The sequence below is a fragment of the Algiphilus sp. genome (assembly GCF_023145115.1).
Lineage (GTDB): Bacteria > Pseudomonadota > Gammaproteobacteria > Nevskiales > Nevskiaceae > Algiphilus.
Genome location: NZ_JAGLEJ010000053.1, coordinates 23,852 through 48,872 on the forward strand (window position 1 = coordinate 23,852; position 25,021 = coordinate 48,872).

The window sequence follows — 25,021 nt, forward strand, 5'->3', positions numbered from 1 at the left end:
CCGTCAATGCCCGGCATCAGCGGACGGCGCGCAGGCCCTGTTGGGCGCCCTGCTGGGGCGCCTCTCCGGTGAACAGCGGGCGCTTGCCCCACTCCTGCAGGTTGATCTTCCCGAGCCCGCGCGAGCGCGCGGACTGCTCGATGCGCGCCAGGCCGACGCACACCAGGCGCGTGCTGCCGGCAGACTCGCGGTGCAGATGCTCCAGCAGATCCGGCGCCAGCTCGATCTCGGAGAGTTCGCTGGCGATGCGGCCGGCGTCCTCCAGATCCAGCGGCGCGAACTTCACGTCCTGCATCACGCGGCCGGTGAGCTGCTTGCGGTGGCTGAGCCGCTGGTCGATGCCGCCCATCCCGACCAGGGTCACCGGGCTGGTCGACATATCGTGGATGTCGCGCAGGCTCTCGGTCATGCGCTTCGAATCGACGATGTAGTCGGCTTCGTCGAGGTACAGCGGCCGGCCGCTCATCGCCAACGCCTCGACGATGGCCTCCATCATGTCCGCGCAGCTGCCGCGCGAGTCCCGCCCCAGCTCGCGCAGGATGGCGCGAAACATCGACGCCGGCGTCCACGCCGCCAGCGCACGCACGTAGACGGCGTTGCAGCGGTTGGCGATCCAGGTGATCGCGGTGGTCTTGCCGTAGCCGGTCTCGCCGTGTACCAGGCCCATGCCCGGCATGCCGGGCGAGCGGCGCAGCAGCGCCTCGCCGGCGTCGTTGAGGGCGGCGACATTCTTCGTCAGTACGATCTTGGATTTCATTCAGCAGCCTCCTGGGTGGTGTCGTCGGTGCCGCCGAACGCTTCCTGCAGCGATCGGCGGGAGTGGTACTCGGCGCTGGTCTGGTAGATCTCCAGCCAGCGGGCGTCGTCGGCGTCGAGCTGCTCGGCGGCCTCCAGGCGCATGGCGCGCGCGAAGCGCTCGGCCGGGGATTCCTCGACGGCGAGCTGCTCGGTTTCCTGCGCGTCCAGCTCCGCCGCGCGGCGGAACTGGATGACGTCGTCGGCTTCGAGCTGGCGGGTTTCGGCGGCGGGCAGCAACGGCTTGTGCCGGCCTTCGACTTCCTCCGCCTTGCGGGCGAGCCTCGCCAGCTTTCCGCGGCGGGACTTGTCGCGGGCATCGGCGGCTGCGGAATCACTGGCCCAGCGAGACTTCCCGACCAGCTCGGCGGTGCACACCAGGCGCTGCTGGTCGTCGCGGACCCACACGCGCGATTCGTCGTGCAAGTCGTACTCAACTACCACTTGGCGCCGCTCGTACTGCGCCAGCTCGGCGGCGCGGTAGTAGCGATTGAGCAGCCGCACCTCCCAGCGCCGCACCGTCGCCTGGCGCTGCGGACGCAGCAGCGTGGCCTCGGGCACGTGCAGCTCGTTGCGCTGCAGCTCGGCATCCCACACCTGGTCGGGCGTACGGCCGTCGAGCGCCTCCTTCGGCGTGGCGTTGTAGCTGGCGATGTAGGCGCGAACCGCGTCCAGGTATTGCTGCCAGGTCGGGATCTCGATCTCGCCGCGGCGCACCTTCGTCTCAAGGCGCGAGAGCGCGTCATCCGTGCGGCAATGGCCACAGAAGCTGCTAAATCGCTTGCCGGCGCGCTCCTCGAACCACCTGAACCAGCCCTCGACGAGCCCCTTGCCCTTGGCGTTGCCGGGCAGCGCCTGGCGCAGCGTGATCCCGAGGCGCTCGAAGTAGCCGACCTGCTCGTCCGACATCGCCCGGTTCGCGATGCCCGGGCCAGGGTCGCCGTGCGCCCAGGTCGGCACGTGGTCGTGCGCGCGGATCGCGGCCGATATCGACCACTGCACGGCCTGCGCGGACTCGTCTTCGCACAGCCACCAGCCGACCACCTTCGTGGTGCGCCGGTCGAGCCAGATCCACAACTCCGGCCGGAAGTGCCGGCCCGTGCGCGGGTGCTGTACGTAGACGTCACAGCGGTGGCCGTCGCCCTGGTAGACCTCGCCGGCGACGATCGAATCGAGATCCAGCCGGTGGTGCGGGCGGACGTTCTGGTCGTACCAGTGGCGACCGGTGCGCGCCGGTGCGGTCTCTGCCTGGTTGGACGGCAGGCTCTGGAGGTAGCGACGCACCCGGGACTCGGTGGCCGTGTCGTAGCCCTCACCGCGCAGCCAATACGCCACCGTTGCGTACGCCGGGCGCGTGGGCTGCCGGTATAGCGCGGCGGCGCGCGCCTCCCAGCCGTACTCGCGGCGCGTGCGGCCCTGGCGACGGTCGGCCAGGGCGGTCGGGCCGTTCGCCAGGTAAGCGCGGGTCCAGCGCTCGAGCGTCGGCGCGCTGATCGAATCGAGCAGCGCCACCGAGCGCAGCACGGCGGAGTCGGCCGATCGCGCCTTGATGCGCGCCATCACGTTCTGCGCGGCGCAGCGAACGCTGAGGCCCTGCTCCATGAGGTCCACCACCGGCGCGATGACCAGCGAGCGCAGCTGCACCTGCTCGCGCTTCGCCGCCGGCAGCGCCTCCAGTGCGGTCGGCTCGTGGCGCTGCAGCTGCTGGCGGGAGACATCCGCTAGGCGGCTGGGCAATACGGTCGGCGGCGCCATGCGTCACGCTCCCCGCCGCTGGCGCGGCTTGCTGTCGCGTGCGCCCTTCGGCCTGCCGCGGCCGCGCGGCTTGGCCGCCTCTTCGGTTTCGCGCTGGTGCCGGCGCGCGGCCTTGTCGGCCTCGATGTCGCGGATGATCTGCGCGCGGTTGCGGCTCAGGTGCTGCAGCTCGTCGTCGTCGGCGCGCAGCAGCAGCAGATCGTCGTCGGCGGCGATCTTCTCGCCGAACTCGGCGGCCAGGCGCTTGAGGACGGCCTGCCCCTCGGCAACCACCCCGGCCAGGTTGTGGAAGCAGCTGCCCGCCGCCATGCGTGCCAGCTGTTCTTCATCGTCCGTGGTGCGGCTGGCGCCGAAGACCCACTCGTTGGCGATCTGCTGCAGCTCGGCCAGATGCTGTGCCATCGCCTCGGTGGACAGGTGCACGTCGTTCCGCAGATGGCGGTACCAGGGCGGCAGCGGGTTGCGGGCGTTGCGCTCCTCGACGCCCGACTCCAGCGCCCGGATGCGCGCCTGCGCGGTATCGAGCTCGATGCCGAGCTTGTCCGCGCGCTCGCGCTCGGCCTGGAGCTGCAGGTCGTGGTCGTCTCGCCACTCGCGCTGGTGGTTCAGCAGCTCGCGGGTGCTGGCCTCGGCCACCTGCTCGTAGGTGAGCCCGCGCACTTCCTCGCCGGCGGTCAACGCGCGGATCTCTTCGTCGTCCCAGTCCTGGAACGAGAGCATCTTGTGCGCCCCGATCTCGGCCAGCGCCGAAACCGCCTCCAGCTGCGCGAGGCGGCACGCGAAGCGGTACACGGCCATCATGTGCTGCGCCGTGCGTGCCGACATGCGACGCGCGGCCAGCCCTTCCAGCCACTCGCCGCGCGGCAGCTCGCTCTTCAGGTAGCAGAGGGCGTAGCCGGTGACGATGGCGCCCTGCGCTTGCATGTGGCGGCCGTGGTCGACCACCGTCCAGGCCTCCGGCGCGGCCTCCAGGTCCACCTTCAGGCCAGGCGTCTGCTCCAGGTACTGCCGGAGCCCGGTGGGCAAATGCGCATACGTATGCGCATTTGGTGCGACCGGTGAAGCGGTAGCGGGTACTTCTGCAGGCTGCCGCTTAGCCATTGCGTACCCCAGCGGCTGCCAGGCGATCAGCGTCATCGGCGATGCGGACGAGCGCGTCAGCAAGCGCGCGGCACGCGGCGGGCGTCAGCTCAGCGCCTTCGCCGGGCAGGTGATCGAGCACCGCCAGCGGCGCGCCGTCACGACCGACCGCGAATGACGCGACCAGGCAGCGGCGCGCGCCCGGATCGGGCGACGTCTCGTAGATGTAGGGGTGGTGGTAGCGGGGCAGAGATTGCGGTTGATCTGTCATGTCGATGTTCTCGTCGATCACGCGGCACGGGAGAAGCGGTTAAAGGCGGCCCAGCGGCCGTGTTTCGGGCGCCTGGAATCGCGCAGCGCGGTACACGCGCAGACGGGCCAGCGCCCGGCGCGCGCAATCCAGCCGGCCGGCGGCGACATCGCGGCGGGCGCCATCCAGCTCGAAGCGCGCCATCGCGCGTACGAAGCAGAGGTGGTCTTCCACTTGCTCGGTCGTCAGGCGGGCGACGCTGGACTGGCCCTGAGGGGGTGTTTCCGCGGCCGATGGTTCCCGAGTGGTGCGATGACCCGTGGAGCGGCGCGCAGCGGCGTTGATGGCGGCTCTCATCGTTTAATGCCCGTTTAAATTTGATCGCCGGAGCGCGCCGCTCGGCCGCGGATCGATTGCCAGGGGCGCACGGGGTGCAGCGGGCAATCTCGGCAGCGGCAATCGCGCACCCGGAGCTTCGGGCCGGGGTCCGAATCCCCGCCCACGCACTCGAAGCAGATGCTCTCGACCTCGCGCTTCAGCGACTTGCCCTTGAGGTCGGCAATGGCGGCCTTGTAGTCCGCCCGGAGTGCGGCGCGATCCGGCCCCTGCCGGTCATTGAGTCCGAAGAAGTCACGGTAGTAGTCGCGCAACGGCTTGGCGCGGCTCATCCGCCGCGATTGCGGCGCAGCACTGGTGGACATCGCTGTCTCCTGATGGGTGGAGTGGTGGCTCATCCGCCCAGCCTCCGGCGGATATCGGACTGCTCCCGGCGCAGGCGGGCGGCCTCGATGAGCGACTCGCCGAGGCGGCGCGCATCGGCCTCGCGCGCGTCATAGAGATCGGCGCCGATGGCGCTAGCGAGCACCCGCATAGGCAGGTCGCACTCGGTAGCGACACAGAACGCTGCGACGTAGCGCGCCGGAAACTCCGAGAACTCCTTGGAGGCCGCCGTCCAGGCGTTGAGCTGGCGGAGCGTGATGGGGCGTGCCAGGTCCGGCAGGTACCGGTTCATGGCGTCCACCACCCGCTCGCGGCTCAGCCCGCGGGTGCGCGCCTGGCGCAGTGCGGTGTGGAGCGCGCCCAGCAGCTCGGGGCCGATGTCGAGATCGAGGTGCGGCGGCGGGGTCGGCTCTTCCAGTTGCTGGAAGAGATCGGGCTGATCACTGGCCCGCGAGTGCCGGCTTCCTACCCGTGACCGGCTCCGGCTATTGTGGGAACCTACAGTCACGCGGCCACCCGCTGGCCACGTCCAGGGAACAAGCGCGCCACCGGGATACCGGTCACCTCGGAGAGGCGCCTTGCTACCCGGCTTGAGTAGCCGTGGCCGCGGATGACGTTGGACACGGTCTTGGGAGATAGGCCGAGGTCGTTCGCGACCTGCACGTTCGTTACCCCCTTTCGGAGCAGAGCAATTCGTATATCGACGGGCTTCATTCGCGAACCAGATGAGATGGGATAAACCTCATATGCGAACTGTAGGTACGCAGTTGCGCTCCTGTCAAGCGCAGAAGGTCTTCGTATGAGCACTTTCGGTTCCCGGTTGCGCGAAGAGCGCGAGCGCCTGCGCGTCTCGCAGGAGGTTTTCGGCTCCTGGGGCGGCGTGAAGAAGGGCGCGCAGATCAACTACGAGAGCGGCAACAGGCGGCCGGATTCCGAGTACCTGGAGTCGATCGCGACAAAGGGCGTCGACGTGAACTACGTGCTCACAGGGAAGCGCGTTGTCCCCGGAGCGCTGTGGTTGACCGAAGGCGACCGCGCAGCCGAGGAGGGCGCGCAGTACAGCGTCGCCCGCTGGCCCGCCGGCCCGACGGAGAGCGAGTACCAGCTCTATCGCGAGGTGGTCAGCACGCTCGTCGCAGCGAACGGTGTACCCGTCACGGCAGTCGGCATCGAGCGATTCGCCCAGCAGGCCCTCGGCGTGTTTCTGCGCGTCATGCGGATCGAAGACGATGTGGCCCGGCGCGCCGAACTGCGCGATCTGGTGCTGCTGCTGTCGCCGCCGGCGGAGGCGGGCGCCAACGACCAATGAAGGGGAATGTGATGCTGAGGACAACCGTGTTGGCGTTGACGGGGGCGCTCGTAGCGTGTGGTGGTGGCAGCGATGGCGGCGGCGAGGATCCGCTGTTCGACGAGTTCAGCGCCTATGCCGGCGGCCACGCGTACGAAGGGAGCAGGATCGCGAGCGGCAGCCCTGGCTACGCGCAGGGATGCGGAGTACAGCAGCCGCTCTCGCGCTCCAGGGCGCGAGGTGTCGCCCAGGAAGTCGGTTTGACCGTGGTTGAGGACAACGAGTACTCATTCCGCGCCACGGGCCCGGGAGGCGCCGAACTCGCACTCTTCCGCGCGGGCGAGACCATCGTCTTGATAGAAGACGATGGTCATCGGAATCTCGAGATTCTCCTGCCGTTGCCAGGTTCTCAGGAGCGATGGGGCTTGGTGGATGTGGAGGGCAACGACGAGCCGGCGCTATTCGCGTTGTGGGCGGACGATCGCGTGACCGAAAGCACGGTCAACGCTGGCACCTGCCCGGCACGCGGACCGCAACCCGCTTCCGCCATACGGGGGGCTTGGCTGGGGGAACGTTATCTCTACAACCCGGAAACCCGAATCGGAGCCGCCGAGCCAGCCGAGCTGAATTGCAACGCAAGCGGTACCGGCACTACTTGCTCGTTCTCGGATCGAGAGCCGTTCGCGGTCAGCATGCGGGCGGGAAGCGACGGAATCTGGACGGGCAACACCAGCAGTGACGCCGTGCATCTGATGGGCGCAGTGATGTCGCCTGAAGGGGGCTTCGTTACGGCATTCCGCTGCCCTGAGTCCGCGGTAGGCGATATCGGGGCATGCATGTTCTACACGTTCGCCCGAGTGGCACAGAACTAGTAGGAGGGGGACGATGCATCGAGGACGACTGTACTAGGTATTGGTGGCTCGAACGTAGAGATCCGCACACTCTTCGGCATGGCTCACTGACCGACTGGTCCGGGACGCAGTTGGTGAGGGCGGAGGCCACCGATGGCACTGCACAACTTGGATTCGCGAAAGTAGGGGGCACCATGCATCGTGAACAACGTCAGAAGCGTTTCACGTACTTCCGCGCCGACGCAACGGAGGCGATAAAGCTACAAGCAGCACTCTCGGCGTTCGTCAGCCACTGCGACACTCTGCTGCAGCGCAAGCAAGACATTACGGTTACCGAGGGCTCAACCGTCCGAACCCAGCTCATCAATCACCACGAAGAAGACGGGTTCTTCTTTGGTGAGTTCCTTTCCTTCGAAGCGGGCAAAACACCACAAGCGTTGAACCCGGAGGCATTCGATCAGGAGGAGGTGCCGCTAGAGAACCTACTCGACAACCTGAGCGATGATCAGAGGCGGGAAGTCATCGACGGAATTTGCTATATCGGAGTTCTGGGCGAACACATCGTGATGACGCAAGCTCTGTCACTTGGAGTGAGGGACTTCGAGGGGTACCTCAACCGGATGCTTCAAGCCAGCCCGGACGTGCCTCATGGGACTGTGTTCCAACTGGTCCGTGAAGTGCCGGCTTCAACTCAGGACAAGCTCAAAGGTGCTAAAAGCATCAGCATCGGTAGCCCTCTGGCGACGGTGGTGACCGACACTCGCGAGCACACTGACGACAAGGGTGGACTCAAGAAGCGAAAGAAGCGGATGCTGCTAAAGGACTCGCGCGCAATTGATGCAGTAAAGAGCATCACGGGATGCAATCTCGACGAGTTCACAGCAGACGATGCTCTCGACCTAGCCTCATTGAAGGTCCAGGTGGACATCAGCTATCGGCGCTACAGCGCAAAGCGCGAAGAGAACATGATCGAGGATCTGAGCCGCGCCCTGCGGGATGTCCCAGACGACAACCTATCAATCAAGTTGCACAACCGTGGAGAGATTCGAGGAGATAAGCTCTTCCTCTGGACCATGAAGAGTGTCGAGTACATCGGTGGCGCGGCCGTACGTGAATCAGTAAGGCAGCGCATGCGAGAATGGCTTCGTGAGCTTTCCAGTCAGGGCACGATCTCGTAGCCGGAATGCTCAGGAGGGCGCAATGCCTTATCAACTCTCTGTTCTGCTCACTGCGCTTGGCTTGGCAGTTGGAGTAGTGGCGTATACATGCATACCGGAACCCTCCACGGCGGCAAGCGAGCTAAGCCCGTTCTATGCGCTCTGGAGCGGAGCTGCGTGGACACTGGCCTGTGCTATCGCCTATCGGGTCCTCGACAAACTCGATCAGCTTGATGATGCGGCTTCGTTGTCCCAGTACAAGCGTCAGATCGCCCACATGCGCGGCGCTGCTCTACGCTCGAAGGGACACGAGATCATTGCAACAGCCGTGGTCCAATCTTTAGGCGTTATCGCACTGTTGGCTCTCGAGGTGGCCGAGACCGCTCCGTACGGAGTGGCGATCGCTTGCGGATTCGGATCTGCCGTAGCCGGCTCGTTCGCGGCACTCTTGTCGCTTCGATGGCTTCGGAGGCTCTCTGCGATCGTTAGTGCTGCGAAACGTAGAGATCACGAGTTGAGACGCGGGCAAGACCTAAGCGAGCGCCTCCGTCCCAAGACCAACGGCGTGTAGATCGCGGCAGGGCGCTTGACGGCGCCCCCCCCGCGCCGCAGGCTAGTTCTGCGCCCGCCAAGCGCCCTGCCAAGGACGCTTAGCATGTTCGGCGCCTTGGCAGATCAACAGACTTGGCGGCATGAAGTTGCTCCGTGCCGCGCTCTGTCATTCGCTCCCCTCGGGCCCGCTGCCCGAGCGCATTCCGCTGCTGCCCCTGCCCGATGGCAAGGGGCGCGTGCGAGGCGCTGACGGGCGCACCTGGACGCTGCCTCCCGCTGCCGAGCTGGTAGCGGCGTTCAACCGCCCGCTGCCGCTGGACTTCAACCACAGCACCGAGCTGGCTGCCCCGAAGGGCGGCCCGTCGCCTGCTGCCGGTTGGATCACTGCGCTGGAGCCCGGCAGCGGCGGTGACGACGCCTACCTCTACGGCCGTGTCGAGTGGACGCCGGCCGGCGAAACGGCCGTCAACAATCGCGAGTACCGCTTCTTCTCTCCGGTGTTCCTGCACTCCAAGGGCGCCGAGCAGCGCATTGCGCGCATCACCTCAGCGGCGCTGCACAACCAGCCCAACTTCGACCTGGCGCTGAACAGCGCTTTCGCATCCGCAGACGACGAGGACGTTCCCATGAAGAAGATTCTTGCCGCGCTTGGCCTCAAGGAGGACACCTCCGAGGACGACGCCGTCACCGCCATCAACGCCCTGCAGAGCGAAAAGCAGACGGCGCTGAACGCCGCCCAGGCCCAGCCGTCGCTCGACAAGTTCGTGCCGCGTGCTGACCACGATGCTGCGCTCGAGCGCGCCACCAACGCCGAGCAGGCGCTGGCGGACGAGCGCAAGAAGCAGACGGACGCGGAGATCGACGCCGAGATCGACGCCGCTCTGCAGGCCGGGAAGATCACGCCGGCGACGAAGGATTACCACCGCGCTGCGTGCCAGCGCGAGGGCGGCCTGGCGGAGTTCCGCAAGTACGTGGAGTCCGCACCCACGGTCGCGGACGGCGGCGCCAAGCCGCCGCCGGATCCCGGCAAGTCCGGCGAGCTGACCGACGCCCAGCGCGCCCTCTGCGCGCAGATGGGGATCTCGGAGGAGGACTACCAGAAGTCCCTCGCCGCGGTCACCGGCACCGCGGCCGCCTGAGCGGCGCGCGGACCACTGACACCAGCCAGGAGCTGACATGGCACTCACCACCGACCGCCACACCACCCGCCGCGACGGCGCCGAGAACGTCGACCCCGTCGCCGCGGATACCACCATCTACGTCGGCGCCCTGGTGGTGCTCGATGCCAGCGGCAACGCCGAGCCCGGCAGTGCTGCCACCGGCCTGGTCGCGCGCGGCGTCGCCGCCGAGCCGGCCGACAACGCCGGCGGCCAGGCGGGCGACCTGAGCGTGCGCACCCGCAAGGGGGTGTTCCGCTTCGGCAACTCCGCCGGCGGCGACGAGATCACCCGGGCCGAGATCGGCGACACCGCCTACATCGTCGACGACGAAACCGTCGCCAAAACCGACGACACCGGCTCGCGCTCCGCCGCGGGGACGATCGAGGACGTCGACGACATCGGCGTCTGGGTGCGCTTCGACTAGCGCTGCCCCCGAAACCGCCCGAGCCCGACCCTTACGCCCGAGGACCCGACATGATCCTGAACGCCCAGAACCTCCGAAACCTCTTCGTCGCCTACGACGCCGCCTTCCAGCTCGGCTTCCGCGAAGCGCCCACCGACTGGAACAAGATCGCCACCGAGGTCCCCAGCGTCACGGCCGAGAACCACTATGCCTGGCTCGGCCAGATGCCGGGCCTGCGCGAGTGGATCGGCGACCGCCAGATCAAGCAGATGGCGTCCCACGACTACCGCGTCAAGAACAAGAAGTTCGAGTCCACCGTGGGGGTCGGGCGGGACCCGATCGAGGACGACACCTACGGCGTCTACAAGCCGTTGATGCAGGAGATGGGCTACGGCGCCGCCACCCATCCGGATGAGCTGGTCTTCACGTTGCTCAAGAACGGCGAGACCGAGCTGTGCTACGACGGCCAGCCCTACTTCGACGCCGACCACCCGGTGGGCCGCGAGGGCGAAGGTGGCGTGGTCAGCGTCAGCAATCACGGCGGCGGCTCCGGCTCGCCCTGGTACCTGCTGAACACCCGGCGCGCGCTCAAGCCGCTGCTGTTCCAGAAGCGCCGCAACTACGACTTCCGCTCGCTGAATCGGCTCGACGACGACCACGTTTTCCGCACCGACGAGTTCGTCTTCGGCGTCGATGCGCGCGTGAACGCGGGCTTCGGCTTCTGGCAGATGGCCTACCTGAGCAAGCAGACGCTGAACTCCGCCAATTTCAACGCGGCCTTCGCTGCCATGCAGAGCTTCAAGTCCGACGAGGGCCGCCCGCTCAACTCGACGCCCAGCCTGCTGGTCTGCGGCCCGACCCTCCGTGATGCGGCGCTGGAGACGGTCAAGGCCGAGCGCAACGCCGCCGGCGCCACCAACGTCAACCGCAACGCCGTGGACGTGCTCGTCACGCCCTGGCTCGCCTGATCCCATGCCGAGCGCTGCGAGCAGGGAACGCCGCCGTTCACCCAGGCGTGACCACCGGGGAGAGTCCCGGACCCATTCCACTCAGCGAGCTGACACATGGCCACCATCTACCGCATCACCGCCCACCGCGACGGCCACCGCCGCGCCGGCATGGCGCACAGCACCAAGCCGGTGGACCACCCGGCGGACCGCTTCACCAAGGCGCAGCTCGAGCAGCTGCGCGCGGATCCGCGTCTGGTCGTCCAGGAGGTTGAGGTCAAGGACGACGGCGGCGACGGCTCGGACAGTGGCGAAGGCGGCGCGGCCGCGAAGAAGGCCGCCGCCAAGAAGGCCGCGACCAAGCAGGCTGGCGACAAGTAGGGCCTGAGCCGCCGTGTACCTCACCCCTGCACAGCTCGCCGACGGCCAGGGCGCCCGGCTGGAGATCGCGCAGCTCTTCGAGCTCGACGTCGATCTCCTGGCCGCGACGCTGGCCGGCGACGACCGCAGCGCCTGGACGGCCGACGAGATCGCCGCCGCGGACGCGACGATTGTCACCATCGCGGCGGTCATCACGCGTGCGGACGGTGAGATCGACGCCCACCTGGCGCAGCGCGGCTACACGCTGCCGATGGATCCGGAGCAGTTCCCGGTGCTGGTGACCTGGTCGCGCGCGATTACGCGCTACCACGTGCAGATCCAGCGCGACCGCACCAACGAGGACACCGGCCGCATCGAGCGCGACTACCGCGACGCCCTGCGCGCGCTGCGCCTGGTGGCGGACGGCAAGCTCTCGCTGGGCGCCGGGGATCCGCTCACCCCCGGCAGCACGGAGCCGTCGTCGGTGCAGTCCAGCAGCGCGCCGCGGCGCTTCAGCCGCGCCGCACTCCGGGGGCAGTGATGGCGCTGAGCTACCCGATGGCCGCTGTGATCGAGCGCCTGGAGCCGGTCGAGTCGATCGTGCTGCTGGGCGTGTCCGCCGACCTCAAGGCAGCGCTGGACGGCGCGCCCCGCACCGCCCCGGCGGTGTTCCTGCTGAGCGAAACCACCGGCGGCAACGTCGAGTTCACCGGGCCGCCCGTGCAGCAGGCCCGCACCACGGCCGTAAAGGCGGTGGTGTGGGTGAAGCACCACGGCCGGCCGGCCCAGGTGCGCCAGGAACTGGACGACGTGCTGGCCGATATCGACGCCCGCCTGGCGGGCTGGACCCCCGGCGACGCATTCGCCGAACTCGTCTTCGGTAGCTCACGTGACGAGTTCGCGCACGGCGCCTATTTGGTGGCCCAGGTGGTCTATCAGGCCGGCTGGACCTTCAGCGCGGAGTACCAGGCATGAAGACATTCCCGAGCCCCACGCGCCACGGCAACTGGCGCATACGCGAAGGCGAGCTGGTCGACGAGCCGGCTGCCGAGGCGGCTGCGGACATCGATTCCGATTTCGCGACGGCGCCGGCGGAATCCGATGCAATGGAGCGCGATGCAAGCGCTGCGCAGGAGGCCGAGTCCGCTGGCGACGTGCCCACATCCAAGACCCAACGCCGCCGCCGAAAGGCAGCTGCACAAGCAACCGATCCCGAGCCGACGGAGTAACCCGACATGGCCCAGCCCGCACTCACCAAGTTCACCCGCCGGTCGTTGGCGCTCGCCCTGCAGAGCGCGGAGGGCACGCCCGTCCCGCCGGACAACGGCACGGACGGCATCCGCCTCTACGACGGCAGCAGCGGTACCGAGTTCGACGAGTTCACCGAGAACCCGGACCGCCCGCACTTCACCGGCAACCCCTTCGCGGTGACCAACGAGCGCGCCTTCATCCAGGGCAACTTCCGGCTCTATCCGCCGGAGACGCCCGGCGACTCCAGCGACGGCACGCCGGACTGCCACCGCCTGCTGCTGCCCGGCGGCATGACGCAGGTGCTGGACGATGTCGGCGGCACCACGCGCTACAACCCGGTCTCGTCCGGCATCGCGCTGTCGACGGCGTACTGGTGGCACGCGGGTACGCATCTGCAGGTGGTGGATGCCCGCCACCAGATCAGCTCGCTGATCATGCAGATCGGCCAGCGCTACCAGGGCCAGGTGCGGGTCCAGGGCAGCTACACCGGCATGCTGGAGGAGAACCTCCCCAGCGTCACGCTGCCCGGCACGCTCGGTCCGGTCATCAACAGCGCCAACTCGAAGGCGGCGATCACCGTGCTGCCCGGCGGCTCGCCGCTGGCGGTCTGGGCGAAGAGCCTGTCCATCGACTTCGGCTCGGACCTCAAGACCAAGGAGTACACCGAGTACAAGACCAACGCGATCGACGATCGCCTGGCGAGCTGGACCATGCGCATCGCCCGCACCGCCAAGGCCGACTTCGATCCGTGGGCCCTGCGCTCGGCAGGGACGATGATCCAGGCGTCGATGCGCGTGGTGGGTGCCGGCGACAAGTACTCCGAGCAGGGGATCCGGGGCCAGATCCGGGATATCACCCCCGTCGACATCGATGGCGACTACGGCTGGGAGCTGTCCGGCCCGTGCGTGGCCTCGGACGCCGGCGGCGACGAGTTCTGGATCGAGTTCGGTACCGAGACGCCGTAAGGCGCGTTCGAGCCGGCTTCCAACCTCATTTTTCGCAGCGGAGCAACCAGCATGAGCGTGACGTTCAGCACCAAGCGGTCGGTCGACACCTTCCGCCGCAAGATCGACATCGAGATCCCCGAGGCCGGCATCAGCGGCAGCCTCGAGGTCGACTACAAGGTCAAGTCCAAGCCCGAGATCGCGGATCTGCAGGAGCGCGGGCTGACCGACGAGGAGTACCTGCCGGAGATCGTCGCGGCGATCCACGGCCTCGGCGATCCCGAGACCGATGAGCCGCTCACCGGCCAGGCCGCGATCGACGAGGTGCTGCACGGCCGATTCTCGATGTGGCTGACCCCGCGGATCAGCCAGGAGTACTTCGCCGCCTACAACGAGACCCGCAAGGGAAACTCGCGGCGGCGGCGCTAGCGCTCGCCGGAGTAGCGCCGCCGGAAACAGACGATGACGAGTCCGCGCCTGCTGACCAGCCGCAGCGTCGCGAGGTCAGCGGCGCGGACTTTCTTGTGCGTGAGGAAGCCGACGGCAGCGAGGCCGACGAGCCCGCGGAGATCCCGGTGTGGTGGACGCACTGGACGTCCGTCGAGGTGTTCGAGCGGTGCGAGCTGTCGGTCATCGGCGGCATGTCGGTGCACTACCAGGGCATCACGGCCACCGAGATCCGCAGCGCCTGCGAGCTGCTCCGGGTGCGGTGGTACGAGTGGCCGGACATCGTGGACGACGTGCAGTTCATGGGCCGCACCGTCGCGCGGACGATCAACGCCAAGTCCGCTAACGCGGGGAGCTGAGGCGTGACCACCCAGACCGTCACGCTGCGCCTGGTCGCCAACGGGGATCAGCTGGTCGGCGAGATCCGCGGCAGCCGCCAGGAGTTGGGCCGCTTCGGGCAAGAGGCCCAGCGCGCCGGCAGCTCGGCGAACCGCAGCTTCGACCGCGCCAGCGACAGCGCGCGCCGGACGCACGATCAGCTGGGGGCGTTGCGCAATCAGATTGTCGGCGTGGTCGGCGCTTTCGCGGGCATTCAGGGTGTGCGCCAGATTGCCAGCCTGGCGGACACCTACACCCAGCTGCAGAACCGCATCCGCACGGTCACGGAGGGCCAGGAGCAGCTCGCCGATGTCTCCGACAGGCTGCTCGGCATTGCCCAGCGCACACGGCAATCGTGGGTCGGCACCGCGGAGGTCTATGCGCGCACGGCGCTTTCTGCGGAGGAGCTGAACGTCTCCCAGCAGGACCTGCTCAACTTCGCGGAGAGCCTGAACCAGGCGGCCGTGCTGAGCGGCGCCTCCGCGCAGGAAGCCGAAGCCGCGATGATCCAGCTATCGCAGGGCCTGGCGTCCGGCGAGCTGCGTGGCGAGGAGCTGCGTTCGGTGCTGGAGCAGCTGCCGGTGGTCGCCGACATCATCGCCAAGCAGATGAACGCGACTCGTGGCGACCTCCTGGAGTTCGGCGAGGCCGGCGAGATCAGCGCCAACATCGTGATCGAGGCGTTCCGCAACGCGCGCGAGGAGTTGAGCGAGCGCTTCGCCGAGACCCTGCCCACCATCGAGCAGGGTTGGATGCAGGTCTCCAACGCAGTCACGGAGTATGTCGGCCGCGTCGACCAGGCGACCGGGGTCTCCAGCGCCATTGCCGGCACGCTCGGGGACGTCGCAGAGTCGATCACGCAGCTCAGCGTAGACGTGCAGACGCTGCAGGCGATCATGAACACCGGCGAGGCAGCGTTTTTCGTGGCTCTGGCAGTCGGCGCCGGTCGCACGTCATCCGCGATGGCGGGTGTGGCCAAGCGCACGGCCGAGTCGATCGCGGCGACCGAGCAGCTCAACGCCCGCAATGCCGCCGGCGCGCAGCTGGCGTCATCGCTCGCTGCGGCGCGTGCGCGCGCGACCGCCGCGACCGTCGCGGATACCCGGGCCACCCTCTCGGCAATCACGGCCGCTCGCGCGGAGACCGAGGCGCAGCTGCAGCGGGCGAATGCCTCAGTCCAGGCGGCGCAGGCCGCCATCCAGGCGTCGCGCGCAACGGGTACCGCGGCACAGACCTCCGGGATACTACGCCGCGCCGAACAGGAACTGACGGTGGCCCTGCGCGAGCGCCAGGCGGCAATGGCGCAGCTGGCTGCGCTCGGCCAGCAGCAGGCGCGGGTCAATGCCGCGCTGGCCTCGGCGACCACGGCGAATACCGCCGCGCAGGCGCGCGCGGCGACTGCCAGCACAGCGGCGGCTTCGGCGCTGCAGAGCGTCAGCCTCAGCGGTCGCGCGACGGCGCGCGGCATCAGCATTCTGCGCGGCGGTCTGGCGCTCCTGGGAGGACCGCTGGGCGCGGCCGTGACCGGGCTGACGCTGCTGTTCTTCTGGACACAGCGCAATCAGTCGATCGCCAACGACCTGGAGCCGACGGTTCGCACGGTGCGTGAGCTGGCAGATGAGGCGACGCGCCTTCGCGAGGGCGGCGGCCTGCTGTCCAACGAGCAGGCCGAGGCGATTGCACGCTCCCGCGAGGAAATCGAGCGCGCCGCGCAGGCGGTGGCCATCCTCACCGAGCAGCGCAACCAGGCTTTGAACGCTGGTCAGGACGATGTCGCCGGCGAACTCCTCGAGGAGATCAACGCGATCGTCGCAGGGATCAAGGATCGCTCCGACGCGATCCGGGATCTGCAGGACGCAATTCGCCCGCCAACCGATACGGTGACCGAGTCGGCCGAGGAGGCCTCCGACGAGGTCGCCAAGCTCATCGAGCGGCAGCGCACGCTCGTGCAGGCGCTGCGTGACGGTGCCGAGGCCCAGGAGGCCGAAACCCGGGCTCGGCTCGCGGCCAAGGGAGCGAGCGAACAACAGATCCAGACCTATCTGCGTCTCCAGTCGGAGGAGCAGCAGATCCGCAACCAGCAGGAGCAGGCCCGCCGCGCCGCCGAGGAGGTGCGCCAAGCGCTGGCGGACCTGCGTCAGGACAGCTTGACCGCGGCCCAGCAGGTAACGGCGGAGTTCGAGCAACGCATGGCGACACTGCAGGACCTGCTCGGCGAGAACCTGATCGATGATGCCGAGTTCAGGCAGCTTGCCGACAGCTTCCGCGAGCAGTTCTGGGATCAGATCCGCGAAGACGCCGACGAGGCCACCGACGAGATCCGGCGCACGTTCGAGCGGCGATTCGGCGAGGACCTGTCCGACGCGCTGCTCGACTCGCTGCAGACCATCGAGCAGGTGCGCGAGGCGTTCGGGTCGATCGACGGGCCGTTCACGCAGTCGATCGACCGCATGCTGGCGGGCCTGCAGACGTTCAACGTGGCGGCCGAGCGCACCGGCGAGGCTCAGGTCCAGCTCTATGCATCGGGCACCGCGCAGATGCTCTCCGGCGTGCAGCAGCTGGCGTCACAGGGCTCCAGCGCGTACGAGCAGATCGGCATCGCGGTGCAGGCGCTGCAGAGCATTACGGCCATCCAGGCCATCCTCAACGCGGGCGCGACCGGTGACCCGTTCACCGCGGTCGCGCGCATGGCGACGATGGCGGGCATCGTCGCGTCGCTGGGGGTATCGGTGGCAGGCGCGTTCTCCGGCGGCGGCAGCGGCTACCAGCCCGGCGATATCACCGGCAGCACCGGCCGGGGCACGGTTTTCGGCGCGCCGGACACCGAGTCGGCCAGCATCGCGAACAGTGTGGATCTCACCGCTGAAGCGGCGCAGGAGCTGGTGGGTATCAACACGCGGATGCTGCGCAGCCTGGAGTCGTTGCAGGCGCAGCTGGGCAATGTCGGCAACTTGCTGGTGCGAGAGGACATCGATCCGGCGTCGCTTTCGCAGCCGTCTGCGGGACGCAACCGGCTGGGTGGACTGGCCGCGCTGAACGCCACCGGCCTGGGCGCCAACGGCCTCTTCATGCTGGGGCTGAACAATACGCTGACCGACTTCGTGGACGACGCGTTCGAGACCATCGGTCTCGACTTCGTCGGCGACCTGGTCGGCGGCCTGGGCGATGTGCTCGGCGGCGCGCTGGAAAGCGCCGGCAGCGCCGTCTTCGGCGGCGATCAAGAGCTGCGTGGCTACGGCATCCGGATCATCGGCGGTGCGCTCACCGACCTGATGGAGTCCGTGGTCGCGGACTCGTTCTCGCGGATACGCGAGAGCGGGGGCCTGCTCGGCGGCGGCCCCGACTACCGCACCGAGTTCGGCGACGTGCCGGATGCAGTCGGCAACCAGTTCCGCCTGATCTTCGAGCGCATCGGGCAGGCAACCACCGAGGCCGCCAGCGTGCTCGGCGTGTCGCGCAAGCAGATTGAGTACGCACTGTCGCAGTTCGATGTCGACGAGATCCGGATCGACCTGCAGGGCCGTACCGGCGAGGAGATCAACGAGCAGGTCAATGCGGTCTTCTCCGCGCTCTTCGACGATGTCGCCGCTGCGGTGGTGCCGTTCGTCGATCAGTTCGCGCGTGTCGGCGAAGGTGCCGCGGAGACGCTGACGCGAATTGCGAGCAACCTCCAGGTGGCTGAAGCGGGACTCGACCGAATCGGCGCCGACTACGGCATCCCGCTCAAGCCGGAGACCGCCGCACAGCTCGCCACCAGCCTGGTCGACGCCGCCGGCGGCTACAGCGAGTTCGCGGGGATGACTCAGTCCTTCGTCGACGACTTCCTCTCTCAGAGCGAGCGCCTTGACGTGGCATCCCGCGAAGCCACCGCCGCGCTCGCGCAGATCGGACTCCAGCTGCCCGAGACCCGTGACGGCTTCCGGCAGCTTGTCGAGGGCTTCCAGGTGACCGACGCCGCGTCGGCTCAGACGCTGACGACGCTGTTGCAGCTGGCGCCGGCGCTTGATGAGATCTACTCCGCGAGCGAGCGTGTGCAGGAAGAGGCGCACGACCTCCGCATACGCCTGCTGCGCGCCCAGGGCGAAGAGCAGGCCGCACGCGAGGCCGATCGCCAGCAGCAGCTCGCCTCGATCAACGAGAACAACCGGGCGCTCCTGGAGCAGATTTTCGCCGCGGAGGACGCGGCGCGGGCGGAAGAGCAGCTTCGCCAGGAACGCGAATCGGCCGCGCAGCTGGCCCAGCAGCGTGCCGGCCTCGAGATCGAGTTGCTGCGTGCTCAGGGCAACGAGGAAGAGGCGCTGCGGCTGGAGCGCGAGCGCCAGATCGCGCAGATGCCGACCTCACTCCAGGCGATCCAGCGGCAGATCTTCGCGGAGCAGGACCTGGCCGCGGAGCGCCAGCGGGCGGCGGAGATTGCGGAGCAGTCTCTGTCGGTTCTGCGCGCTTTCGATCAGGCTCCAAGCGCCTTTGAAGAGGTGCTCAACAGCCTCGGGCTGGTGCGGGCAGAGCTGCCCCGGACGGCGGCAGCGATGGGCGAGTTCCTGCTGACACTGAGCGAATCGCAGCGCGCCACCCTGGCGCCGTACATCTCGGACCTGCAGAGCGTCGTGGGGAATCAGGTAGGCGCGGGCAGCTACCAACCGGCCTACGGCAACAGCGGTCAGGACGACGCTGAGCGCCGCCGCCAGGAACGCGAGGATGCACTGCGCCAAGCGTATGAAGCGGAGTCCCGCGAGCTGGAGGAGCGCGTCGACCAGTTCGGCCGCTTCACCGAGTCGCTGCGCGACTTCGGCGTCGAGCTCGACGAGCTGCTGGCCACGGCAGCATCGGGGCCGCAGCGGCTGGGCCAGCTGCGGGCAGAGTTCGACGACGTTGCCAGGCGCGCTCGGCTGGGCGAGGCCAGTGCGCTGGAGGCGTTGCCGGACGTAGGCCGATCGCTGGTCGATCAGATCCAGCGCACAGCCACGAACCGCCTGGAGTTCGACCGCCAGGTAGCGCAGGTGCGGGCGGAGGCACTGGCGGCAGCCGACACTGCCGATCGCCAGCGCAGCATCGCTGAGCAGCAACTCGACGCGTTGACGGACCAGGTCAGCGCGCTGATCGAAATCGAGCAGGCCGTGCTGTCTGTGGCAGAGGCCATCGAGCAGCTCGGCGGGCCGGGCTACGCCACCGGCGGTGTGGCCACGGGGCCGGCCAGCGGCTACGTGACGCGATTGCACGGCACCGAGGGTGTCGTGCCGTTGGAGGGCGGTCGGGCGATCCCGGTGATCACCTACGGCAATCGCAAGTCCGAGGAGCTGCTCGCGGAGATTCTCCGGCAGCTGGAGGCCCTCAACGAAGTGGCCGATCCCGGCTTGTCGACCATCGCGGACCACACCGAGCGGACAGCCAGCGTGCTGCGCCGTTTGACGGACGGCTACCGACTGCGCGTGGCGATCGACCAGGAAGAGAACGAGTTCGTGAAGACGCAGGAGGTTGCGTAATGCGCATGGTCGTGCCAGCGCAGATCAGCGAGACCGAGCTGATTGCCAGCAACATCGTCGAGGACGACGCGCCGGCCTACGACGATGAGGTGACCTACGACACCAGCGACCAGGTGCAGCTCGATCACCGTGTCTACGAATCCACGGCCGATGGCAACACCGATCACCCCGTCGGCTCGGCGAACTGGACCGACCTGGGCCCGACGAATCGGTACCGGATGTTCGACCAGACTTCCACCCGCGTGTCCCTGCGGACGGGGGCGATCGACGTCACCGTGCAGCCCGACCAGCTCATCAACGCAGTGTCGCTCATCAACTGCCGCGGGCTGTCCGCAACCGTGCAGGTGCTGGATGATGACGAGGGCGTGCTCTACAGCAGCACCCGGTCGCTGGTCGAGCACGGCGAAATCAGTGACTGGTGGAGCTACTTCTACGCGCCGATCGAGCAGCTGCGCCAGGTCTCGTTCCTGGACCTGCCGAACATCCGCGGCGCGAAGATCCGCATCCTGGTGACCGCCGGCGGCGCGGTGGCGCAGATCGGCGAGGCGGTTCTCGGCGCCCAGGCGGACACCGGGCTCACCTACTTCGACACGAGCCTCGACGTCGACGACTTCAGCCGGCGGGACGAGGACGACTTCGGCAACGTCACCATCGTCAAGCGCGGGTACCGGGACGTGATCGGCTACAACGTGCGGATCAACACGCCGCAGGTGCAGTCCGTGCGCCGCCGCTTGCTGCTGGCCCGCCAGAGGGTGGTCTTGTGGATCGGTGCCCCCTACCGGGAAGAGACCATCGTGCTCGGCTTCTACGAGCAGCTCCGCATCAGCATCAAGGGCGCGAAGATCACCCGCGCCACTATCGACGTGGTGAGCCTGGTCGTTGAGGACACCGACCCATTCTATGGCGAGGTCGCGGTGAACACGCCGGAGATCCTCACGCCGTCGTTCGGCAGCGATATGCCAGCCAACGGCCGCTTTCTTGCGAGCGCGTTCAGCACCAGCCCGGAGGGCGACGACAGCGCTGCGCACGGCGATTGGGAGATCGCCACCGACCAGGCGTTCGGCAGCGTAGTGCTCAGCACCTACGACGACGTCGCCGCCATCACCAGCTGGTCGCCGGACATGAGCAGCCTGACCGAGGACGCCGAGTATTGGGTTCGCCACCGCCGTGCCGGCACCACCGCCGGCGACAGCGCCTGGGCGACCCCCATCAAGATCGTTGCCCGCCCCGCCGTCACCATCGACACCCCGGCCATCACAACCCCCGCGGCGAGCGCCACCCACGCACTCGACGTGCCCATCGAGAGCAGCGCCTACGCCACCACCGGAGGCGATGGCGACGCCCAGGCGTCGGCCAGCTGGCAGATCGCGACCGATGCGGGATTCACGTCCATCGAGGCCGAGTCGCTGCACGACACCGAGAACCTGACCAGCTGGCTGCCGCCGCCCACCGTGGCCACCGGCGTCACGCGCTATGTGCGCGTGCGGCACGAGGGCGCGCTCACCGGCAACGGCACCTGGTCGCCCGGCGTCGAATGCACGTTCGCCGTGCCGGCGAGCCAGCAGGAATGGACGACGCCGGGCACGTACGAATTCATCGTGCCCAACGGCATCACCGCGCTGGCCGGCCTGTGTATCGGTGCGGGGGCGCAGGGCGCGTTCAAGCTCAACAGCCAGGTTGGCAGCAACCCGCACGGCGGCGGCGGCGGTGCGCTGCGCTGGCGCAACGCCATCGCAGTGACGCCGGGCGAGCCGCTCACTGTCGAGGTCGGCGCTAGCGGCCCGAATGGTGGCGACTGCCGCATCCGGCGCGGCAGTACCACGCTGCTGTGGGCACAGGGCGGCCAGGGCCGCGAGGGCGGCATCGGCACTGCCATCGGCGGCGATGTCGGGGGAGGCAACGGCGGGCGAGGTGGGTACGGCCGCGTCTACAGCACCGCGATTACCGTCGGCGGTGGCGGCGGGGCCGGCGGTTACCAGGGCGACGCGAACAGTGAAACCGGCGGCGCGGCCAGTAATGGCCCCGGCTCGCACACCCAATCCCTGCCCGCGATCGCCACCGGCGGCGGGGGCGGCGGCCTTGACGGGGAAGGCGCCGCCGGCGCCACCAATAGCGCCGAGGGCGGCTCCGGCGGCGAGAACGGAGCCAGCTCCGGCGGCGACTACGGCGGCGGCGGACCCGGCTATTGCTACACCAGCGGCGCTCCCGTCCCCGGCGGCGCCGGCGCCGTCCGCATCCTCTGGGGCGCGGGCCGCGCGTACCCCGACACCAACACCGCAGACGTGTAGGAGCTGATCATGGCTGCACCCGACCCCTCATCCGCACCGCCCACCCCGCCGTCGAGGCTCGACGACGGGCCGGCGTTCTCGTCGAAGGCCGACGCCTTCATCGCCTGGTTCGCCCCATTCTTCAGCTACCTCACCGCGGCCGTCACCTACATCCAGACGCAGGTGCAGGCCGTGGTCGACGCCGGCCTGGACAACGCCGCGCAGAACGCCGCCGACGCCCAGGCGGCGGCCGGCACGGCATCGAATGCCGCCGATGAGGCTGTCGAGGCCCGGGATGAAACGGAATCGCTGCGCGACGATGCCCAGGACTACCGCGACCAAGCCCAGGCCGCCGCTGCCCAGGCCGCCGCTGCCCAGGCGAACGGCTGGGAGGTCGTGCAGGACCTCGGCACGGTCAACGGCAGCGTCGCCGTCGACCTGTCCGCCGGCACCTACATCGTCGCGAGCATCGACGACGACGTGACCTGGTCGTTCACCAACCCGCCGCCCGACGAGGCCGCCGGCGGCATCACGATGGAGCTGACCGACGCCAGCGGCGGCACCGCCGTCCACACCTGGCCGGCCGGCACCAAGTGGCCCGGCGGCGCCGCCCCCACGCCCACCTCCGGCGGCACCGACCTGCTCGCATTCGCGATCCGGACCGATGATGCGAGCGCCGTCACGCTGGTCGGCACGCGGGCGCTGGAGAATGTCCTGTGAACAACCTCGGCCTGATGCTACTAGCCGCAGCTGGGGCAGGTGGCGGCCCAACGAACCCCGATTTCGCTGGAGGAGAAGGCACGGAAGGCAACCCGTACCGCGTTGCCAACGCGACCCAGCTGGACAATATTCGGCACTACGGCGGAGCCCACTTCGAGTTGATCGCAGACATCGACCTGGTAGCAGCCGGCATCACAAACTGGGAGCCAATCAGGGCCGATTTCGTGCTCGACGGGCGCGGGCACAAGATCACGAACTTCAATTCCGACGGCACGAACAGCGACCGGCATGCTGGATTCAGTGACGCAACCACCCATTCAATCGAGATTCGGAGGCTCGCAATCTACGGTGGGGCCGCGGGCATCGTCGTATCCAGCGCGCGCTATTGTGGCTACCTCTGTGTCGGTGCATATAACTCGCCAAATTTCGTACTTGAGGACTGTCTGGCGGTCGGGAAGTACACCACTGGAGGCGACCGCGGCACAGCGATTCTCGGCATCGCAAATCAGCCCACCACGGTATTGCGACGCTGTGTCGCAATCTGCGAAATGGTTGACGGGCCCGGGAGAGGCGGAGGGGTCTACTACGACTTTAGCTCGACCCAGACTGTCGAAAACTGCTTCTTCGACTCAGATCTGCGCGGCGATTCAGACAGCGACGGAGGTATCCCGAAAACGTCGGCAGAGCTGACCAACCAGGCGACGTACACCGGATTCGACTTCGTCAACACGTGGCAAATGGGCGCGTCTTACGCCGAGCTACGCGTCGCATGACAGCCAGAAAGGGACAGCGACCGCGACGTGCGCCAACACGCCGCGGCCGCCAATACACGGCGCAAAGGGCCGTGCACCAGCCAAGGCTGCCCCGCCGTGCACACGGCACGGGGAGCCTATCACCGAGAGATCGGAGGCGATGCACAGCCCCAACCCCATCATTCCGTGGATAGGCGGCAAGCGCCGACTGGCGCCGCACATCCTTCCCCTGTTTCCCGACCACGCCTGCTACAGTGAACGGAATCACCGGCGGGCTGACTCGGTGTGCCGCAGCGATGCACAGCAGGCGCAGCCGCGCTCGGACCTCCACCTCTTGCGCCGCCGACCAGTCGCGCTCAAGCGCACCCGCGGCAGCCATCAGCGCGTCGCGCAAGGCGTCGTCGCTGTAGTGCATATAGGGATTCGAGCGTGGACGGTCGCGGGTCATGGCAGCCGGAATGTACACCGGTGGGCGCCGCGTTTCGCGCGCGGCATACTGCCGTTCATGTGTGGCCGATACGTCACCCCGGCAGAGCGCGAGATGGAGGCCGCGATCGCGGCGCGCAACCGCGCACCCTATCCGGCCTGGGCGCGCGCCTGGAACGTCGCGCCAGCCATGCGGATCCCGATGGCGCGCCTGGACGGCGAGCGCGTCATCGATGCCGCCAAGTGGGGTTTCATTCCGCACTGGTGGCGCGACGCCAAGCCCCCGCGGTTCAACACCAACGCCACACTCGAGAAAGCGCCGACCAGCGGCATGTGGCGCCACGCCTACCGCCACCAGCGCTGCCTGGTGCCGACGCTAGGCTGGTACGAATGGTGCCGGGAGGAGCTGGTCGACGAAGAAACCGGCGAGATCCAGACCGTCAAGCAGCCGTACTGGCACCACCGCGGCGGCGCGGTCTTCTGCCTGGGCGGCATCTACTCCGCGATCGAGATCGACGGCGAGCCCCGCCTGACGGTCGCAATCGTCACCCGCCCGGCGGAGGGCCCGGCCGCCGACATCCACAGCAGAATGCCCTGGGTGATCCCGGCAGGCGCGAACGACGCCTGGCTGAACCCCGAGGTCTCCGACCCGGATCAGGACAGCTACGAATTCGAGGTCGAGATCAGGCGCGTCAGCCGCTACGTCAACAGCTCACGCCACCAAGGCGAGCAGTGCGTTCAGGCGGCCTAAAAATCGCCCTAAAATGCCTGTCGCAACTCAAGTGTCGGAGCGTTGCAAGTTAAGTGTCGCGTTACATACTGCACAGCTGGATGGTTGCTGGAAGCGGGTTTGGTGGGCCCACCAGGATTCGAACCTGGAACCAAAGGATTATGAGTCCTCTGCTCTAACCGTTGAGCTATAGGCCCGTGCAATCGCCGGACGCGATGCCATTCGCCGTTGCGCGGGCACAACGACGCTGCCCGACCCGACCGCCGGGGAAGGTTAGCCGATTCACCGCTTTTGTCGCTGCCACC

26 protein-coding genes and 1 tRNA gene are annotated in these 25,021 nt (G+C 68.1%); 18 read left to right on the forward strand and 9 right to left on the reverse strand.

The genetic code is table 11. The features are described 5' to 3' along the window. Positions 1-16 precede the first annotated feature (16 nt). The 8 genes from KAH28_RS16805 to KAH28_RS17495 form a co-directional block, all read right to left on the reverse strand. On the reverse strand, positions 17-757 hold the full coding sequence (locus KAH28_RS16805) for an ATP-binding protein (protein WP_290578641.1): 741 nt from the start codon (positions 755-757) through the stop codon (positions 17-19). Next, positions 754-2,550, reverse strand: a complete 1,797-nt coding sequence (locus KAH28_RS16810; RefSeq protein ID WP_290578643.1) for a Mu transposase C-terminal domain-containing protein — start codon at positions 2,548-2,550, stop codon at positions 754-756. Before KAH28_RS16810 ends, KAH28_RS16805 begins: the two co-directional genes overlap by 4 nt. Before the next feature lie 3 nt (positions 2,551-2,553). Next, positions 2,554-3,576 carry a hypothetical protein gene (locus tag KAH28_RS16815; protein ID WP_290578645.1) on the reverse strand — a complete coding sequence of 341 codons (1,023 nt, stop codon included), beginning with the start codon at positions 3,574-3,576 and terminating at the stop codon, positions 2,554-2,556. 67 nt (positions 3,577-3,643) lie between these two features. Further along, a complete protein-coding gene (locus KAH28_RS16820; protein ID WP_290578646.1) occupies positions 3,644-3,922 on the reverse strand; it encodes a hypothetical protein in 279 nt (92 codons plus the stop codon). Positions 3,923-3,940: 18 nt separating this feature from the next. Beyond that, on the reverse strand, positions 3,941-4,114 hold the full coding sequence (locus tag KAH28_RS16825) for a hypothetical protein (RefSeq protein ID WP_290578647.1): 174 nt from the start codon (positions 4,112-4,114) through the stop codon (positions 3,941-3,943). Between the two features lie 137 nt (positions 4,115-4,251). After that, entirely contained in the window at positions 4,252-4,614 is a 363-nt protein-coding gene (locus KAH28_RS16830; RefSeq protein ID WP_290578648.1) for a hypothetical protein, read from the reverse strand. Continuing rightward, positions 4,611-5,108, reverse strand: a complete 498-nt coding sequence (locus KAH28_RS16835) for a hypothetical protein (protein ID WP_290578650.1) — start codon at positions 5,106-5,108, stop codon at positions 4,611-4,613. Before KAH28_RS16835 ends, KAH28_RS16830 begins: the two co-directional genes overlap by 4 nt. Continuing rightward, positions 5,105-5,314 carry a helix-turn-helix domain-containing protein gene (locus KAH28_RS17495; protein ID WP_366918223.1) on the reverse strand — a complete coding sequence of 70 codons (210 nt, stop codon included), beginning with the start codon at positions 5,312-5,314 and terminating at the stop codon, positions 5,105-5,107. Before KAH28_RS17495 ends, KAH28_RS16835 begins: the two co-directional genes overlap by 4 nt. A gap of 85 nt (positions 5,315-5,399) precedes the next feature. Between KAH28_RS17495 and KAH28_RS16840 the strand changes: the two genes are divergently transcribed. The 18 genes from KAH28_RS16840 (at position 5,400) to KAH28_RS16925 (ending at position 24,737) form a co-directional block, all read left to right on the forward strand. Then, entirely contained in the window at positions 5,400-5,909 is a 510-nt protein-coding gene (locus tag KAH28_RS16840) for a hypothetical protein (protein ID WP_290578652.1), read from the forward strand. Positions 5,910-5,920: 11 nt separating this feature from the next. Next, on the forward strand, positions 5,921-6,760 hold the full coding sequence (locus KAH28_RS16845; RefSeq protein ID WP_290578654.1) for a hypothetical protein: 840 nt from the start codon (positions 5,921-5,923) through the stop codon (positions 6,758-6,760). A gap of 173 nt (positions 6,761-6,933) precedes the next feature. After that, a complete protein-coding gene (locus tag KAH28_RS16850) occupies positions 6,934-7,917 on the forward strand; it encodes a hypothetical protein (protein WP_290578656.1) in 984 nt (327 codons plus the stop codon). 671 nt (positions 7,918-8,588) lie between these two features. Then, complete coding sequence (locus KAH28_RS16855) at positions 8,589-9,587, forward strand: phage protease (protein ID WP_290578658.1); 999 nt, start codon at positions 8,589-8,591, stop codon at positions 9,585-9,587. A 37-nt stretch (positions 9,588-9,624) separates the two neighbouring features. Then, the gene (locus tag KAH28_RS16860) at positions 9,625-10,032 is read left to right on the forward strand and encodes a hypothetical protein (RefSeq protein WP_290578660.1); all 408 of its coding nucleotides are present in this window, start codon (positions 9,625-9,627) and stop codon (positions 10,030-10,032) included. Positions 10,033-10,082: 50 nt separating this feature from the next. Beyond that, positions 10,083-10,979 carry a Mu-like prophage major head subunit gpT family protein gene (locus KAH28_RS16865; protein WP_290578662.1) on the forward strand — a complete coding sequence of 299 codons (897 nt, stop codon included), beginning with the start codon at positions 10,083-10,085 and terminating at the stop codon, positions 10,977-10,979. A 96-nt stretch (positions 10,980-11,075) separates the two neighbouring features. Further along, complete coding sequence (locus tag KAH28_RS16870; RefSeq protein ID WP_290578664.1) at positions 11,076-11,339, forward strand: HI1506-related protein; 264 nt, start codon at positions 11,076-11,078, stop codon at positions 11,337-11,339. A gap of 13 nt (positions 11,340-11,352) precedes the next feature. Beyond that, on the forward strand, positions 11,353-11,859 hold the full coding sequence (locus tag KAH28_RS16875) for a phage protein Gp36 family protein (protein ID WP_290578666.1): 507 nt from the start codon (positions 11,353-11,355) through the stop codon (positions 11,857-11,859). Beyond that, on the forward strand, positions 11,859-12,293 hold the full coding sequence (locus tag KAH28_RS16880; RefSeq protein ID WP_290578668.1) for a hypothetical protein: 435 nt from the start codon (positions 11,859-11,861) through the stop codon (positions 12,291-12,293). The genes KAH28_RS16875 and KAH28_RS16880 overlap by 1 nt, the downstream gene beginning before the upstream one ends. Further along, entirely contained in the window at positions 12,290-12,547 is a 258-nt protein-coding gene (locus KAH28_RS16885; protein ID WP_290578670.1) for a hypothetical protein, read from the forward strand. The genes KAH28_RS16880 and KAH28_RS16885 overlap by 4 nt, the downstream gene beginning before the upstream one ends. A 6-nt stretch (positions 12,548-12,553) precedes the next feature. Beyond that, positions 12,554-13,534 carry a hypothetical protein gene (locus KAH28_RS16890; RefSeq protein WP_290578672.1) on the forward strand — a complete coding sequence of 327 codons (981 nt, stop codon included), beginning with the start codon at positions 12,554-12,556 and terminating at the stop codon, positions 13,532-13,534. Between the two features lie 51 nt (positions 13,535-13,585). Then, positions 13,586-13,942, forward strand: coding sequence for a hypothetical protein (locus KAH28_RS16895; RefSeq protein ID WP_290578674.1), 357 nt, complete (start codon positions 13,586-13,588; stop codon positions 13,940-13,942). Between the two features lie 95 nt (positions 13,943-14,037). Beyond that, a complete protein-coding gene (locus tag KAH28_RS16900; RefSeq protein WP_290578676.1) occupies positions 14,038-14,319 on the forward strand; it encodes a hypothetical protein in 282 nt (93 codons plus the stop codon). A gap of 84 nt (positions 14,320-14,403) precedes the next feature. Then, positions 14,404-19,821: a tape measure protein gene (locus tag KAH28_RS16905; RefSeq protein WP_290578678.1), complete on the forward strand. Its 5,418-nt coding sequence runs from the start codon at positions 14,404-14,406 to the stop codon at positions 19,819-19,821. Further along, positions 19,821-22,109: a hypothetical protein gene (locus KAH28_RS16910; protein ID WP_290578680.1), complete on the forward strand. Its 2,289-nt coding sequence runs from the start codon at positions 19,821-19,823 to the stop codon at positions 22,107-22,109. The genes KAH28_RS16905 and KAH28_RS16910 overlap by 1 nt, the downstream gene beginning before the upstream one ends. Before the next feature lie 9 nt (positions 22,110-22,118). After that, on the forward strand, positions 22,119-22,808 hold the full coding sequence (locus KAH28_RS16915; RefSeq protein WP_290578682.1) for a hypothetical protein: 690 nt from the start codon (positions 22,119-22,121) through the stop codon (positions 22,806-22,808). After that, on the forward strand, positions 22,805-23,581 hold the full coding sequence (locus tag KAH28_RS16920) for a hypothetical protein (protein ID WP_290578684.1): 777 nt from the start codon (positions 22,805-22,807) through the stop codon (positions 23,579-23,581). Before KAH28_RS16915 ends, KAH28_RS16920 begins: the two co-directional genes overlap by 4 nt. A 139-nt stretch (positions 23,582-23,720) precedes the next feature. Continuing rightward, on the forward strand, positions 23,721-24,737 hold the full coding sequence (locus KAH28_RS16925) for an SOS response-associated peptidase family protein (RefSeq protein WP_290578686.1): 1,017 nt from the start codon (positions 23,721-23,723) through the stop codon (positions 24,735-24,737). 100 nt (positions 24,738-24,837) lie between these two features. Here the strand turns inward: KAH28_RS16925 and KAH28_RS16930 are convergent. Then, positions 24,838-24,913: transfer RNA gene (locus tag KAH28_RS16930), tRNA-Ile, on the reverse strand. Positions 24,914-25,021 lie beyond the last annotated feature (108 nt).